This is a genomic window from Psychroflexus salis (genome assembly GCF_014640175.1).
Lineage (GTDB): Bacteria > Bacteroidota > Bacteroidia > Flavobacteriales > Flavobacteriaceae > Psychroflexus > Psychroflexus salis.
The window spans coordinates 66458-81236 of record NZ_BMGL01000004.1; the positions used below are offsets into that span (position 1 = coordinate 66458).

Consider the following 14779-nt stretch of genomic DNA (forward strand, 5'->3'; position numbering starts at 1 on the left):
TCTTTTTATAAGAAGACGGTTTTTTTAGTTTTAAAATTGAAAAGTATCTTTCGGCGTTACCAAATAATTCAATTGCATATCATTTTCAGTAAAACCTTCTATTTTATGATCTATTGGTTCAAAAAAAGAAAGCCCAATTTTTAACACACTAGGTTTGCATCGATGTAAAAATCGGTCGTAAAATCCTTTTCCATAACCCACACGATTTCCTTTGCTATCGCTTGCTAATAAGGGAATAAAAATCACATCTAATTGTTCAGGTTTTATCTCTATTCCATTTTTAGGCTCAGGAATACCAAACTTATTTACTTCTATTTGAGTAGTATCGGTAAGTAAAAAATGTTGCATTGTAAAGTCTACAAAGTTCGATTTCGAAATAACAATATGTTTATCTTTTCCTTGTAAAACATGCATGATGAACTCAGTATTCACTTCTTTTTGCTTTTCGATGGGAAGAAATAAATGATAAAATTCTTTTTCCCAAATGGGTAATTTTACAATGCGATTTGCTATTTGTAAGCTTAAATCTTCAATTTGCAGTTTAGTGAGTGCTTTTCGTTTACTCTTAAAAAAAGATCGTGCTGCTGTTTTATCCATTGCTTTCTTTAGAAATATGAAATATTGCATCGCCTTGGTAAACGGTTGGCGATTGGTTAGCATTAATTACATGTCCGTTTGATGTTGCTTTTACCCGATGAATAAAATTACCATACGGATCTGTAATATGCGCCAATATTTCTCCTTTTCGAATTTGTTTACCAGCAGGAATTTTTAAGTGCAAAAGTCCGCTGTATTTAGCGCGCATCCAAAATGTACTTTCAATCAAAATACTTTCAGTTTCAGAAGGAACAACAGGTGTTTCTATCCGTAACATACCATAATGACTCAAAACCCGCTTAATACCTTCTATTGCAACTTGGGTAATTTCATTATTGCTGTCAAGCGATTTTCCGCCTTCGTATAACAAAACAGGAATGTTATATTGATCGCAGGTATAGCGATATGATTTTTTTATGTTTGGTGAAATTACCGTAAAGGGTGCCGAAAATATTTTAGAAAGCAAGGTGTTTTTTTTGTGGCTTCTGTCTATTCTAATTTGCGGCGCATTAAATCGACTGGCACCACCTGTATGAAAATCTAAACATAGATCGGCAATGGGTAAAATTTGATTACTAAAATGATAGGCAAATCGGCTTGCCAAAGCTCCATTTTTAGTTCCAGGAAAAACACGATTTAAATCACGACCATCGGGAAACTCTCTTGCACCGTTAATGAAGCCAAAAATATTAAGTACAGGAATACAAATTATAGTTCCTTTTTCGGGTTTATTAATACTTTCGGCAACCACACGACGAACAATTTCAATTCCGTTGATCTCATCGCCATGAATTCCAGCAGTAATTAAAACAACGGGTCCTTTTTTTTTTGCACGTTCCACAATTACAGGAATTTCAACCGAAGTATGCGTATGTAGTTTAGCCGTATTAAAATTAATACGTTTGCTTTTTCCAGGTTTAATTTTTTTACCCAAAAGGTGTAGTATATTTTTTTCATCAATAAATGGTGAAACTTCCATACAGTTATATTTTAAACATGCTTTTCGATAAACCGAATAATAGTTTTGGCAATGTCTTTTCCTGTAGCACGCTCAATTCCTTCTAGTCCTGGAGATGAGTTTACTTCTAAAATTAACGGTCCGCGCGAACTTTGTAACATATCTACCCCAGCAACGCCTAAGCGCATAGCTTTTGCTGCTTTAACCGCTGCAATTTCTTCTTCATCGCTAAGTTCGATAACTTCAGCGCTTCCACCTTGGTGTAAATTTGAACGGAATTCACCTTCTTTACCTTGTCGCTTCATAGCTCCAACTACATGTCCATCTACCACAAATGCGCGTATGTCTGCACCTTTGGCTTCTTTTATAAACTCTTGTACAATTACACGAGCTTTTAAACCATTAAAAGCTTCTATAACAGATTTTGCTGCATTTTTAGTTTCAGCTAAAACCACACCTAGACCCTGAGTTCCTTCTAATAATTTTATCACTAAAGGAGTACCACCAACTTGTTTTATAACACTTTCTGTTTCCCTAGAATAATTGGTAAAAACAGTTTTAGGAAGTCCAATCTTTGCTCGAGATAATACTTGCAGGCTTCTTAATTTATCTCGGCTTCTTACTAAAGCTTCAGAATCTACCGTGGTAAAAGCACCCATCATTTCAAATTGGCGAACAACTGCTGTTCCATAAAAAGTTACAGAAGCGCCAATTCGGGGAATAATTGCATCGGTATCAGAAAGTACTTCACCTTTGTAAACTATACTCGGTTTTCTCCTTTCAATAACTAAATCACATTTTAAGTGGTCTATTACTTCTACATTATGTTTGCGTTTTTCGGCAGCTTCAACTAATCGTTTAGTAGAATATAAATCAGTGTTTCGCGATAAAATTTTAATGTTCATGCTGTTCGGCTTTATAAGAAAGATCTTCTAGTTCGGTATCTACTATAAATTTTTTAGTCAGGAATTTTCTTCCAATTAAAACGGGATTTTTCATTTTGTTACGGTCTGCCAAAGTAAGTCCAATTTTATAAACTTTACCAAATAATTTTATACTTGATTTAATTTCAAATCGGTTTTGTACTTCGCCGTTACTACTTTTTACTTTTGTTGTATTAAATTTTGAAAAAGAAACCGTTTTAGGTTTAGATTTTGGTGAAGCTTCATCTATAAAATCAGCATATAAAACACCATTTTCTACCTTAAAATTTGTACAATGAATTGATGAAGTGTAAGCACCGGTATCAATTTTTATAGGAAGATGCTTAAGCCCTAATTCAGGAAACGTAGCTTTATCGGTTCGTCCAATTGTTTTTTTCATTCCGTTTTTCTTCTAAGTCTTGTAACAAAGCTACACAAATTATTCTCTAAAGCAGAAGCAAACCATAAACTTGCTAAAATGAAGTATAAAAGCAAAGCAGAAGTTCAATCTACAAATTTCTTACCTTCGCATCAAAAAGATGAAGCCTATTCCCTTCGAAATAAAAAAAGAAGTGTCTCAAGCAGATTTAGATGACCTAAACCACGTTAATAATTTACGTTATATAGATTGGGTGTTAGAAATATCTGAATTGCATTGGAAAACAAAAACATCAGAAAAAATTCGTAATACTTATGGTTGGGTGGTTTTAGAGCAGCATATTTATTACAAACATCCAGCAAAATTGAACGAAGAGATTTATTTAAAAACCTGGATTGCATCGAGCAAGGGCGTAAAATCTGAACGAAAAACTACCATACGCAATGCCCAAGGAAAATTAATCTTAGAAGCAAGTACTTTATGGTGCTTAATTGATTTAATTCATCAAAAACCCGCTAGAATAACTCCAGAAATTGTTGAACCTTACTTTGAATAAACTTACATGAAACCTAAAATTCTCCATATAGACGAAAATCATCCATTATTAGTTAATCAACTTCACGAGCTTGGCTTTGAAAATGTTGAAGCTTATCAAACACCTAAGGAAGAATTAGAGCAGCAAATTGATCAGTATGAAGGCATCATTATAAGAAGTCGCTTTAAACTGGATAAAGAATTTCTTCAAAAAGCTAAAAAACTGAAGTTTATTGGTAGAGTAGGAGCGGGTTTAGAAAATATTGATACAGATTTTGCAGCTAAAAAAAACATTCAATTATTCAATGCGCCAGAGGGTAATCGAAATGCAGTTGGAGAACATGCACTTGGTATGTTACTGAGTTTACTCAATAAATTACATACAGCACACCAAGAAGTTTGCGCAGGAGTTTGGAAACGTGAAGAAAATAGGGGTTTTGAACTAGATGGTAAAACTATTGGAATTATTGGTTATGGAAATATGGGCAAAGCTTTTGCCAAAAAATTGCGTGGTTTTGATGTAAAAGTTTTATGTTACGACACCAAACCTGACGTAAGTGATGAAAATGCTAAACAAGTAAGTTTAGCCGAATTACAAAAACATACCGATGTGCTGAGCTTGCATACACCCATCACTCCAGAGACAAAAAATATGCTTAATGCAGAATTTTTTGAAGCTTTTAAAAAGCCATTTTGGTTCATTAATACAGCAAGAGGAAATTCTGTGGTTACAGAAGATTTAGTCGTTGCTTTAAAAGAAGAGAAAATCTTAGGCGCTGCCTTAGATGTTTTGGAATACGAAAAATCTTCATTCGAAAATTTATTTGAAGGCGGAAACCTACCTGAAGCCTTTGCCTATCTCACCAACGCCAAAAATGTAATTTTATCTCCACATATTGCTGGCTGGACGCAAGAAAGCAAAATAAAATTAGCACAAACCATTGTAGATAAAGTAAAAGCATTTTATGCGTAAGCCAATTTTTTGCATTGCATTTTTGTTATTAGGCTTAAACGCGAATGCTCAATTTACGCAAACTAACACAATAGATGCTAGCGATATCAAAAATCTTCAATTGAATCTAGATGAAGTTTTTGCCGTAGAAATACAAACGGGTAATTTTTCTAATATTGAAATTATTTCGGAAGCCGAAGGAGAGTATGCAGAAGAGCTTCAACTAGAAATTAAGCAAATTGAAGAAACTTTGTATGTTAATAGTTTGTTTGATGCTATTTTATCTAGTGGTTTTGATAAATTGAGTTCGCATAAAGTATTTGCAATTCAACTTAAAGTAAAGCTACCCGAAAAGCTTCAGTTATCCATTTCATCTAATATTGCTGAGGTACATTTAAATGGAACTCTTACTTATTTTGATGCCAACTTAAAAAGTGGAAATTGTTATCTTCAAAATTTTCAGGGCAATGCTAAAGTAAACACCTATCGTGGTAATATAAATGTCGAAACTCAAGCTGCCCAAATTGATGCTGAAACCAGAAATGGAAATCTAGAAGTAGAAGAAGCAATCTATAAAAAACACATCATAGAATTAAAGAGTATTGAAGGCGATATACATGTGATTCAATTGAATTAAAAAAACTATTTTTGCCACTTTAAATTTTTCAATATGAATATTAAAAAAGCAGCTATTGTAGTTTTTGTAATTTTATTAATCGATCAGATTTCTAAAATATATATCAAAACCAATTTTCAACTGGGTGAAGCGATAGATGTTTTTTCTTGGTTTAAGATTTTATTTATCGAAAATGAAGGAATGGCTTGGGGAGCAAAAATACCAGGCGCTTATGGCAAAGAAATTTTAACCAGTTTTAGAGTAGTGGCTATTATTGCTATTGGGTATTGGTTAAATTCTAGTATTAAAGAAAAAGCACCACAGGTTTTAATTTGGTCGGTTACTTTAATTCTAGCTGGAGCCATTGGTAATACTGTAGATTCTTTGTTTTATGGTTTAATTTTTGACGATAGCTTAGGAAATGTAGCAAGTATTTTCGCTGAAGACAATTACGGTACTTTTTTGAAAGGGAAAGTAGTCGATATGCTGTATTTTCCATTATATGATAGTATTTTACCAGAGTGGATTCCGGTTTGGGGTGGTGAGCGTTTCGTCTTTTTTGAACCTGTTTTTAATATTGCCGATACCGCCATTAGTATTGGTTTTGGATTGCTAATTGTGTTCAATAAAAAAGCTTTTCCTAAAGAAACTAAAAAAAAGAACTGAAGCTTTAAACACTAACCGAAATTAGTTTAAACAAAAAATCCTGTAAATTTAAATTTACAGGACTTTTATTTTGAATTAAGCTAAATGAATGACCTAAGTAGCCATATTTAATAGTTAAATTGATGTAAGAATTTAAAAGGGTAAATCGTCATCTTCGTCGTTATTATTTAAATCTTGAGCTGGTTCAAATTGATCCATTGGTGGTGCGGGTGGCGCACCAGCAGATGTATTAGCACTTTCTAGGTTGTCAATTCGCCAACCGTGTAACGAATTAAAATATTTAGTTTCTCCTTGCGGGCTTACCCATTCTCGGCCACGTAGATTAATGCCTATTTTTACGCGTTGTCCGACTTTATACGGATCTAATATTTCGGTTTTATCTTGTACAAATTCAATTAAAATATGTTGTGGATACTGCTCTTCTGTAGTTACTACAACTTCTCTTTTTCTAAAACCGTTACTACCAAATTCTTTGGTGTCTCCTATTAATTTAATTTTTCCTTCTACTTCCATTTGTCTGTTTTTTATGCTAATAAAGTTATCCAGGCCGCTTCAATTTGGCCGTTATTTATATATTTTTTGGCTTGTTCATGTTTCGCTGCTTCACTTTTTAAATCGATTTTTTCTTCTAGTTTTTCGGTTTCAATAAATTGTTGAATTTCTTCAGTGTTAGGTAATTTTTCTATATTGCCTAATTGTCCTAAATCGTTACCTGATAATATTTTAGAATTTCGAATTGCTTGTGGAATCGAATCTACTCCAATTCCTAAACTCGTTAAAGGCTTAGGTACTTCAAACATACCTAAATTTGCACGCGTGTACCAATTTCCACCCATGCGGGCTACCAAATCAATTTCGTATTGGTTAATTTTTAAATCATCGGTTAAAATAGCTTCATTTACATGTAATTTCACTACTTCAGCGATAATTAAATTTCCAGCTCCACCTTCTTTTCCAAGTGCAACCACTTCATTTACTTTACATTCATACTGTACTGGCGATTCTTTTACACGAAAAGGTTTCACTAAATCCGATTTTAGCATAGTTAAACCTGCTTTTTCAAATTCGTTTACGCCAGCTGCATATTCTGTGCTAGAAAGCGACATTTGCTGTACTATTGCATAGTTTACAACATTTATAACTACTTCTTTGGTAGCTAAAGCATTTTCTAAGGTATGCTTTGTGGTATTGTTGCGAACGCGTCTTGCTGGTGAAAAAATCATAATGGGCGGATTCGCGCTAAATACATTAAAAAAACTATAGGGTGATAAATTAGGTTTTCCACTAGCATCTATTGTGCTTGCAAATGCAATAGGTCTTGGACCAATAGAGCCCAACAATAAAGCATGCAGTTGGGGTGTTTTTAATGCGGAAGGTAGAAAACTCTTCATAATTATGAATTTGTGCAAATGTACATATTCTCGTTGCTATTCAAAAATGAATGAATAAATTCAATAAATTTGAAAATTAACAATATTTCATCTATTTAGTTTAATATTGAAACATGGAATTTTTAAAAAATAAAATATTTGCCCGTTGGTTTATCATTTTATCTTCTACAACTATTGTTGTATTAATGATTTGGAACATTACTGTTTTTTATAATCGCATTAAAGATGATGAACGCTCTAAAATGATGATTTGGTCAACTGTAATAAAATCGATTGAACAAGCCGATTTAAAAAATGATGATGTGGGGTTGGAGCTTGAAATATTTGAAATATTAAGGAATAACGAAAGTAGCACACCAGTTATTATTATACATGAAAATGGCGAGCCTACTTTAATTGAAAATGTGCCCCAAGGTGTGCCAACTACAAAAGAAGAAGCGAAGCAAAATCCTGAAAAATTTACTGCTTTTTTAAATCAAATAAAAACAGAAAACACTCCCATAGAAATTGACTTGAAGGATGGAGATAAACAAACTTTATACAAGCAAACCTTGTATTACGGAAATTCACCCACACTAAATAAACTTAAGTATTATCCTTTTATTTTGTTTTTAATAGTAGCGCTTTTTAGTGGTTTGTTGTATTTCTTTTACATTACATCTCGTAGTAGCGAGCAAAATAAACTTTGGGCTGGCATGGCTAAAGAAACTGCTCATCAAATAGGCACTCCGTTATCTTCTCTTTTTGGTTGGTTAGAAATCTTAAAAGCCGAAGGTGTAAATCAGGAATATATAGACGAAATTGAAAAAGATATTGACCGTTTAAAAACCATTACCGAACGCTTTTCTAAAGTAGGATCCCAATTAAAGTTAGAAAAAACCAACATTAACCTGGCAACTAAAAATTCGTATGCATACTTAAAATCTAGAAGTTCTAAACTAATCGATTTTCACTTAGATTTACCTGAAGAATCTGTTTTTGTTATGCTTAATGAGCCTTTGTTTTCCTGGACTATCGAAAATTTAACCAAAAATGCAATCGATGCCATGAGGGGAAAAGGAAAATTAGAAATTGAATTAGCACGCAGTGGTAATTGGGTTAAAATCTTAGTTAAGGACTCAGGTAAAGGAATACCTTTAAAAAATTTCAACAAAATTTTTCAGCCGGGTTTCAGCACCAAAAAACGAGGTTGGGGCTTGGGCTTATCCTTAGCAAAACGAATTATTGAAGATTATCATAATGGTAAAATTCAAATAATTTATAGCGAGTTAAATAAGGGCTCAATTTTCGAAATTCGTTTGCGAAAAATAGATGGATAAGAATTCTGCAATGCATATTGAGAATTATCCTAACGAATAGGATTTAAGAAAGCATTAATTAAAAGCATTAATTAGTTATAAAATCTCTTTTTAGATTTTAAGTTTTATGATGGATGAGTAACTAATATTTTAGATTTAAGGATTTTATAACAAGCTATGTTTGTAATAAGCTTTTTAAATCTTTAAATTTGAAGCTATAAATTAAATCAATTAAACAACATATATTATGGCATTTGAATTACCAAAATTAAATTACGCTCACGATGCATTAGAGCCACATATCGACGCAAAAACTATGGAAATCCATCATGGTAAACATCATGCAGGTTACACTAGTAAATTAAATGCTGCGGTTGAAGGAACTGATTTGGAAGGAAAATCGATTGAAGACATTCTTCATAATCTAGATTTATCGAATGGAGCGGTTAGAAACAACGGAGGTGGATTTTATAATCACCGCTTATTTTGGGAAGTAATGAGCCCAGATGGTGGCGGAAATCCTACTGGTGAATTAGCTAAAGCTATCGACGATTCTTTCGGTTCTTTTGAAAAGTTTAAAGAAAAATTTAGTAACGCAGCAGCAACTCAATTTGGTTCAGGTTGGGCCTGGTTGTGTGTGCACCAAGGTGGCGGATTAGAAGTTTGTTCAACACCAAACCAAGATAACCCGCTGATGCCAAATGTAGGCTGTGCTGGTACTCCAATTCTTGGAATTGATGTTTGGGAACATGCTTATTACTTGAATTACCAAAACAAGCGTCCAGATTACATTGATGCTTTTTTTAATGTAATTAACTGGAATAAGGTAGCTGAGTTGTATGAAGCCAATAAATAAAATTGAATTTATATAATTCGGAAGCCGTTAAATATTTATTTAGCGGCTTTTTTTATGCTATTCTTCAAACACTAGTAGGTCACCAGGCTGGCAATTTAAAGCTTTACATATTTTAGCCAAAGTCGAAAATCGAATAGCTTTTGCTTTTCCAGTTTTTAAGATCGATAGATTTGCGGTAGTGATCCCAATGGCTTCTGCTAGTTCGTAAGACTTCATTTCTCGGGCTTTTAAAACTTCATCTAAATTAATTATAATGCACATACCTAAATTGTAAATTCATTTTCTTTCTTTTCTTCTACCGTGTTTTTAAATATTTTAGATATGCGAATCATTAATATAGCTAAAACGGCAAGTAAAGCACTTTTTTGAGTTGCGGTAATTCCTGCTAGTTTAAAATTACCAGTATCTATTAATATTTCTAAGCCTTTTACAATTATTTCTAAACCTGAAAAAAACAATAAACACCAACCTGACACTCTTAGATAATGAAGAATTTTTAGCTGATAAACACTTTTTTCATCACGGTATATTTTTGCAATCTTTCGAAGAAATACAATGCTAACTAAAAACAAAGCCTGATTAACAAAATTTAAAACAACCAAACTTTTTATTTTTAGTGGATTATTCAAAAACGTTTCTTTGTTGATTAAAAAATTGGGAAATGCTTCAATGAAAACACCTAGTATTCTTATTATGGCTTCAATAAAGGTTGCAGCTGCAATAAACAGCAAGATGTCTAATAAAGTTTTAAAAATTACTTTGGTTTTCATAAAGTATAGATTTTACAGAATTTAAAATTCAGTTTACATTATATAGTTAAATCGTTTTCAGTTTTGTAGGTAATTCCTTCGCTAATTAGTTGTGCAATTATCCAGAAAAAACTAGCTAGTAAACCTAGACTTATAACTTCAGAAAATTGTGTGTTAGAATTGTTCCACAAAGCTTGCCACACAATTTTTTGCTCATCTACTGAATGTAAATAGAATAACAAAACATGCTTTCCAGCTAAATAACAGCTTGTAGTTATCGCTGCAAATTGAAAAGCTTTTTTGTTTTGTATTGTAAAAATAAGCTTGTTTTTTATGTTTTTAATAGAACGATTTAATTTGTTACAAGCAATTAGTGCTAAAATTCCAAATACAAAAATGCTCATCCAAAGTAAATTTTCGCTCCATGAATTAGGTTGGGTAGCTTCCCAAAAAGTAGAATCGAAAATTAACAAATAACCTAAAATGATTATTAATGAACTAAACACAAGCTTTAAAAATTGAATAAGATACCAAGCAAAAGATAGAGCCAACTTCATAATAAATTATTGCATAACAATAACAAAAGTAATAAAATTATTGAATAACAATAATAAAATTAAAAAAAAATTAAATATTCATCAGAAAAATTAAATATTAATACGATATAAGTAAAATTCATCAAATAAGCTGAATATATAATAATTATTCAAATAATTAACAATTTAAACAAGTTTATGTTTGTTTAAGTAGCTTATAAACTATAAAATTGCTGCTTAAAATAATTTCATAAATGAATGCTTATATCAGTGGAACGGGAATGTATGTTCCTAAAAAAACACTTCCAAATTCCTTTTTTGAAAAAGTAGGTTCATCGGACAAGTGGATTTACAACACTTTAGGAATAAAAGAAAGGCGAATTGTAACCGATGAGTTAACAAGCGATTTAGCTGCTAAAGCGGGATTGGATGCCATTGCAGATGCAAGTTTAAGAGTAGAAGATATCGATTTAATTATTGTAGCAACTTCTACACCCGATAAGCAGGCTCCATCTTCAGCCTGTTATGTGCAAGATAAATTAAAAGCTCATGGTGCAGCCGCATTCGATTTGTCAGCAGTTTGTTCTGGAGCGATGTTTGCTGTTTCAGTAGCCTGTCAATTTGTAGAAAATAACACCTATCAGCATGTATTGGTGATTGGAGCCGACACATTTTCGCACATTATAGATTGGTCGCGACGAGATTCTGTTTTCTTTGGCGATGGAGCAGGAGCTTTAGTAATTAGTGCTACAACTGAAGATAAAGGTTTTATCGATTTCAATTTATATTCTGATGGTCGCGGGGCAAATCATTTTACCATTGAAAATAAAGAACCCGATAATCCTGATTCGCATGCCTATTTTTATATGGATGGCAGAGCGATTTATAATGGAGCTACTGATTTAGTTCCTAAATCAATTGAAGCTTTATTGAAAAAAAATAATTTTAATATCGATCAAATAGATTTGCTTATACCGCATCAACCCAGTATAGGAATTTTAAAATCCATTGCTCAACAAGTAGGCTTACCCTTTGAAAAAGTAATGACTAATATGGATAAATATGCCAATACTTCTGGAGGTACTATTCCTATCGCATTGCACGAAGCCAAAACTCAAGGCCGTTTTAATAATGCTAAACATGTTCTTTTTGCAGCTGTTGGAGCTGGAATGACTTGGGGAACTGCACTATATAAAGTTTAAAATACACCACTTATGTTTACAGGAAAAACATTTTTAATTACAGGAATTGCAGACGAAAAATCGCTAGCCATGTATGTTGCAAAAGCTATTATTGATCATGGAGGGAAAGTAGTTTGCACAGGCTTAGGTGTAAGTAAGCACCACGAAAATTTATCAGATAAAGCCAAGCAATTTTTAAATGCTACACACGCAGATTTTCAAAAAAGTGTACATCAAGAACTTGGAAAAGAAACTAAAACCGAAATCTTAGATGTTACCTTACCCGAAAGCATCGACGATTTTTGTACTAGCATGAAAGCTGCAAATATTGAATTTAATGGTTGGTTACATGCTATAGCAATGGATAAAACCATTCGTGGTAAAGTAGTAAAACCACTTTTAGATGTTTCTTTAGAAGAATTTTGCGAAACTATGGATGTTTCTGCTTTTTCATTAATAAAACTTACTAAGGCTTTATATAATTTTAATTTACTTCAGCCAAAATCTTCAATTTGCTCAATAAGTTATATTGCCGCTGCTAAAGTCACTTTTCATCCTTATCGTAATATTAGTATAGCTAAAGCTGCTTTAGAACGCATTACTATAGAATTGGCAGACGAATTAGGTAGAAGAAACGGAACGCGTGTAAATTGTGTTCGTTTCTCTCCTTATATGGGGAGCAAAGCTGGAAATGCAACATTAACAGAACAAGATGTAAACACTGCTGCTAAAATAAGTCCACTTGGTAATGCATCGCCAGAAGATTTAGCCTACGATGTACTCAATTTATTTAGACCTAACGGAAAAATTACGGGAGAAATACGCCATATCGATGGAGGTTATCATATTATGGGGTAACTTGATGTAACATAACTGCTAAAGATATTTTGTTACGAATTAGAAAAATCAGTTTTATGAAATATTCTAGTTCAATATGCTTAATTCGAGTTTTTGAAATTTACAGAACACTAGTTTTTTATAAAATCATGCTGGATTTTAGTCAGTTGTTCTTTTTTAAAAACAATTTAATCAAGTGATGAAAAATTTTATTTATTTGTGTCAAGTTCTTGAGCTAAATTTTTAGTTTGTTGTTGAACTTCTCTATAGAGTTGTTTTTGTTTTTCAGCTAAATTTATTTCTTGCTGATAAAGCCTTATTTGTTGGTCTCTTTTCGATTTTTCGGAGCTGTAGCTTACTAAACCCTGTATAAATCCAATAATATTAAGTAAAGGAATATATATAATCATAAGTAAAATAAGCGAAAATATATTGCCAAAAATGGTCTTCCACAGTTGCTTTTTACCTGTTTTGGCATAGGTTCCCATTAAAATTGAATGCAAGAAAATGTAATTAACAAAATTAATAGGCTGTATTTTTTGTTGTTCCTGCGTATAGTGTTGCTTTTCAATTTCGGCACCTTCAATAGCCAAATCTAAAGTTTCATGAAATAAGCCAGAAGTTAATCGTACTACTTTTTCAAGTTTTTCTAACTGTTTTTCATTTTCTTCTTCATTTAATTCCAACAAATCGTTGATTACTTCAGCTTTATGATGAAATTCTTGCTCCATATTAAAGATCAATCTGGCTTCATCGCTATCGATAAATCCATCTCTTTTAGCTTTAAATATTTCATTTTTTATTACTTCATACACACCCATTAATTTTCGAACTAGGGTTGGAGCTGTGTAAGTGGTAGAAAAACCAAGAGCTTGATCGAATGCTTTTGAAGTTAGCTCTTCAAGTTTTGTTTCTTTTACTTGTGTGTGAGTTGGCGTAGCTTGTTGAGCACTAACTCTATTTTGTCGGCCAACTCTACGGTATGGAGTGGAATGCCTATCTTTAAAAATTTGGTTACTAATTACCTTCCCTAAATCTCTTCCAACTTGACGAATAACTGCTTTAGCAAATGCCATAAAATGTTTTTTGCAATATAATTATAAAACTTGTTTAAAGCGAAAGCCTTAGCCTTTTTGCTTTAGCTTTTCGCTTTTTTTAAACCTTTCAATAACGAAATCATCCCAATGCTAAAATCTAATTCTAGTAAAGAATAACAGATTAAAACCAAAACGTATATTCGGTGCTTTTTCTAAAAAAGTACTTACATACAAAAGCATGAATTAACTCGGAATTTCTGCGCTTTGTGTTTCGAATTTTCTATCAATTTTTTTCAATAAACCTTGTAAAACTTTACCCGGTCCGACCTCGATGTATTCGGTCATACCATCGGCTAGCATTTGCTGCATAGTTTGTGTCCATTTTACAGGAGCGGTTAATTGAGCAATTAAATTTTCTTGTATAACTGCTGGGTCTTCAACTGCAGTTGTGCTAACATTTTGGTAAATCGGGCAGATGGGTTTTTTAAATTCTGTTGCGGCAATGGCTTGCGCTAATTCTTCTCTAGCAGGTTCCATTAAAGGCGAGTGAAACGCACCACCAACTGGAAGTAGCAAAGCTCGTTTTGCACCTTGTTCTTTTAATAATTCACAAGCTTTTTCTACTGCGGTAACTTCTCCAGAAATAACCAATTGTCCTGGACAGTTGTAGTTGGCAGGAACCACTACGCCAGGTATTTGCGCGCAAATCTGTTCTACCACTTGGTCTTCTAAACCTAAAACAGCTGCCATGGTCGAAGCTTGTGCTTCACAAGCTTTTTGCATAGCAAGTGCTCGTTTGTAAACTAATTTCAAACCATCTTCAAAGGCTAAGGTTTGGTTAGCCACCAAGGCCGAAAATTCACCTAATGAATGACCAGCCACCATGTCTGGTTGAAAACTTTTACCCAATACTTTAGTTAAAATTACCGAATGCAGAAAAATTGCAGGTTGAGTAACTTTGGTTTGTTTTAAGTCTTCTGCACTGCCTTCAAACATAATATCGGTAATGTTGAAGTCTAAAATTTTATTAGCAATTTCAAATAATTCTTGGGCTTGTGGAGATTTTTCATATAAATCTAAACCCATTCCAGAAAATTGAGCACCTTGCCCAGGAAATACATATGCTTTCATACTTTTATTCAATTTTTACGAAAACAAAGTTAATGAGTTTATTTTACTAGCCTTATTTTAATGAAGTATTTTTGAGTGTATGTGCCTTCTAACTTATACGCATTTGTTTTTATTAAAATTTTTAAAGAAGTTTTGAAA

19 protein-coding genes are annotated in these 14779 nt (G+C 32.7%); 8 read left to right on the forward strand and 11 right to left on the reverse strand.

Annotation, left to right across the window (positions count from 1 at the left end):
* Positions 1-30: 30 nt before the first annotated feature.
* The 4 genes from IEV63_RS03920 to IEV63_RS03935 are packed head-to-tail and all read right to left on the reverse strand — an operon-like array spanning position 31 to position 2878.
* Entirely contained in the window at positions 31-597 is a 567-nt protein-coding gene (locus IEV63_RS03920; protein WP_188405461.1) for a 5-formyltetrahydrofolate cyclo-ligase, read from the reverse strand.
* The gene (locus IEV63_RS03925; protein WP_188405462.1) at positions 590-1576 is read right to left on the reverse strand and encodes a succinylglutamate desuccinylase/aspartoacylase family protein; all 987 of its coding nucleotides are present in this window, start codon (positions 1574-1576) and stop codon (positions 590-592) included. The genes IEV63_RS03920 and IEV63_RS03925 overlap by 8 nt, the downstream gene beginning before the upstream one ends.
* Before the next feature lie 11 nt (positions 1577-1587).
* A complete protein-coding gene (rimK, locus tag IEV63_RS03930) occupies positions 1588-2460 on the reverse strand; it encodes a 30S ribosomal protein S6--L-glutamate ligase (protein WP_188405463.1) in 873 nt (290 codons plus the stop codon).
* Complete coding sequence (locus IEV63_RS03935; RefSeq protein WP_188405464.1) at positions 2450-2878, reverse strand: ATP-dependent zinc protease family protein; 429 nt, start codon at positions 2876-2878, stop codon at positions 2450-2452. Before IEV63_RS03935 ends, rimK begins: the two co-directional genes overlap by 11 nt.
* Before the next feature lie 139 nt (positions 2879-3017).
* Here IEV63_RS03935 and IEV63_RS03940 point away from each other — a divergent pair, with 139 nt between their 5' ends.
* From IEV63_RS03940 to IEV63_RS03955, 4 genes are read left to right on the forward strand one after another with little or no spacing between them, the layout of a single operon-like run.
* Positions 3018-3413, forward strand: coding sequence for an acyl-CoA thioesterase (locus IEV63_RS03940; RefSeq protein WP_188405465.1), 396 nt, complete (start codon positions 3018-3020; stop codon positions 3411-3413).
* 6 nt (positions 3414-3419) lie between these two features.
* The gene (locus IEV63_RS03945) at positions 3420-4364 is read left to right on the forward strand and encodes a 2-hydroxyacid dehydrogenase (protein WP_188405466.1); all 945 of its coding nucleotides are present in this window, start codon (positions 3420-3422) and stop codon (positions 4362-4364) included.
* A complete protein-coding gene (locus IEV63_RS03950) occupies positions 4357-4980 on the forward strand; it encodes a DUF4097 family beta strand repeat-containing protein (protein ID WP_188405467.1) in 624 nt (207 codons plus the stop codon). The genes IEV63_RS03945 and IEV63_RS03950 overlap by 8 nt, the downstream gene beginning before the upstream one ends.
* 33 nt (positions 4981-5013) lie before the next feature.
* Positions 5014-5625 (forward strand): lipoprotein signal peptidase, encoded by a 612-nt coding sequence (locus IEV63_RS03955; RefSeq protein ID WP_188405468.1) that lies wholly within the window; start codon positions 5014-5016, stop codon positions 5623-5625.
* Positions 5626-5757: 132 nt separating this feature from the next.
* Here the strand turns inward: IEV63_RS03955 and IEV63_RS03960 are convergent, their stop codons facing one another.
* Together IEV63_RS03960 and IEV63_RS03965 are read right to left on the reverse strand one after the other, a co-directional pair.
* A complete protein-coding gene (locus IEV63_RS03960) occupies positions 5758-6138 on the reverse strand; it encodes a DUF3127 domain-containing protein (protein ID WP_188405469.1) in 381 nt (126 codons plus the stop codon).
* 11 nt (positions 6139-6149) lie between these two features.
* On the reverse strand, positions 6150-7016 hold the full coding sequence (locus tag IEV63_RS03965; protein WP_188405470.1) for a flavin reductase family protein: 867 nt from the start codon (positions 7014-7016) through the stop codon (positions 6150-6152).
* 113 nt (positions 7017-7129) lie between these two features.
* Between IEV63_RS03965 and IEV63_RS03970 the strand changes: the two genes are divergently transcribed.
* Together IEV63_RS03970 and IEV63_RS03975 are read left to right on the forward strand one after the other, a co-directional pair.
* Complete coding sequence (locus tag IEV63_RS03970) at positions 7130-8335, forward strand: sensor histidine kinase (protein WP_188405472.1); 1206 nt, start codon at positions 7130-7132, stop codon at positions 8333-8335.
* Positions 8336-8561: 226 nt separating this feature from the next.
* Positions 8562-9170 carry a superoxide dismutase gene (locus tag IEV63_RS03975; RefSeq protein WP_229737171.1) on the forward strand — a complete coding sequence of 203 codons (609 nt, stop codon included), beginning with the start codon at positions 8562-8564 and terminating at the stop codon, positions 9168-9170.
* Positions 9171-9227: 57 nt separating this feature from the next.
* Here IEV63_RS03975 and IEV63_RS03980 read toward each other — a convergent pair whose 3' ends face one another.
* From IEV63_RS03980 to IEV63_RS03990, 3 genes are read right to left on the reverse strand one after another with little or no spacing between them, the layout of a single operon-like run.
* Entirely contained in the window at positions 9228-9431 is a 204-nt protein-coding gene (locus IEV63_RS03980) for a helix-turn-helix domain-containing protein (RefSeq protein ID WP_188405474.1), read from the reverse strand.
* 2 nt (positions 9432-9433) lie between these two features.
* Entirely contained in the window at positions 9434-9940 is a 507-nt protein-coding gene (locus IEV63_RS03985; RefSeq protein ID WP_188405476.1) for a hypothetical protein, read from the reverse strand.
* 38 nt (positions 9941-9978) lie between these two features.
* Positions 9979-10476 (reverse strand): hypothetical protein, encoded by a 498-nt coding sequence (locus IEV63_RS03990; protein ID WP_188405478.1) that lies wholly within the window; start codon positions 10474-10476, stop codon positions 9979-9981.
* Positions 10477-10709: 233 nt separating this feature from the next.
* On the opposite strand from IEV63_RS03990, the gene IEV63_RS03995 reads away from it, so the two are divergent.
* Positions 10710-11657: a 3-oxoacyl-ACP synthase III family protein gene (locus tag IEV63_RS03995; protein WP_188405480.1), complete on the forward strand. Its 948-nt coding sequence runs from the start codon at positions 10710-10712 to the stop codon at positions 11655-11657.
* Positions 11658-11669: 12 nt separating this feature from the next.
* Positions 11670-12494 carry an SDR family oxidoreductase gene (locus IEV63_RS04000; protein WP_188405481.1) on the forward strand — a complete coding sequence of 275 codons (825 nt, stop codon included), beginning with the start codon at positions 11670-11672 and terminating at the stop codon, positions 12492-12494.
* A 188-nt stretch (positions 12495-12682) separates the two neighbouring features.
* Here the strand turns inward: IEV63_RS04000 and IEV63_RS04005 are convergent, their stop codons facing one another.
* Both IEV63_RS04005 and fabD read right to left on the reverse strand, forming a co-directional pair.
* Positions 12683-13549, reverse strand: coding sequence for a hypothetical protein (locus tag IEV63_RS04005; RefSeq protein ID WP_188405482.1), 867 nt, complete (start codon positions 13547-13549; stop codon positions 12683-12685).
* A gap of 204 nt (positions 13550-13753) precedes the next feature.
* On the reverse strand, positions 13754-14641 hold the full coding sequence (fabD, locus tag IEV63_RS04010) for an ACP S-malonyltransferase (RefSeq protein WP_188405483.1): 888 nt from the start codon (positions 14639-14641) through the stop codon (positions 13754-13756).
* Between the last annotated feature and the right edge of the window lie 138 nt (positions 14642-14779).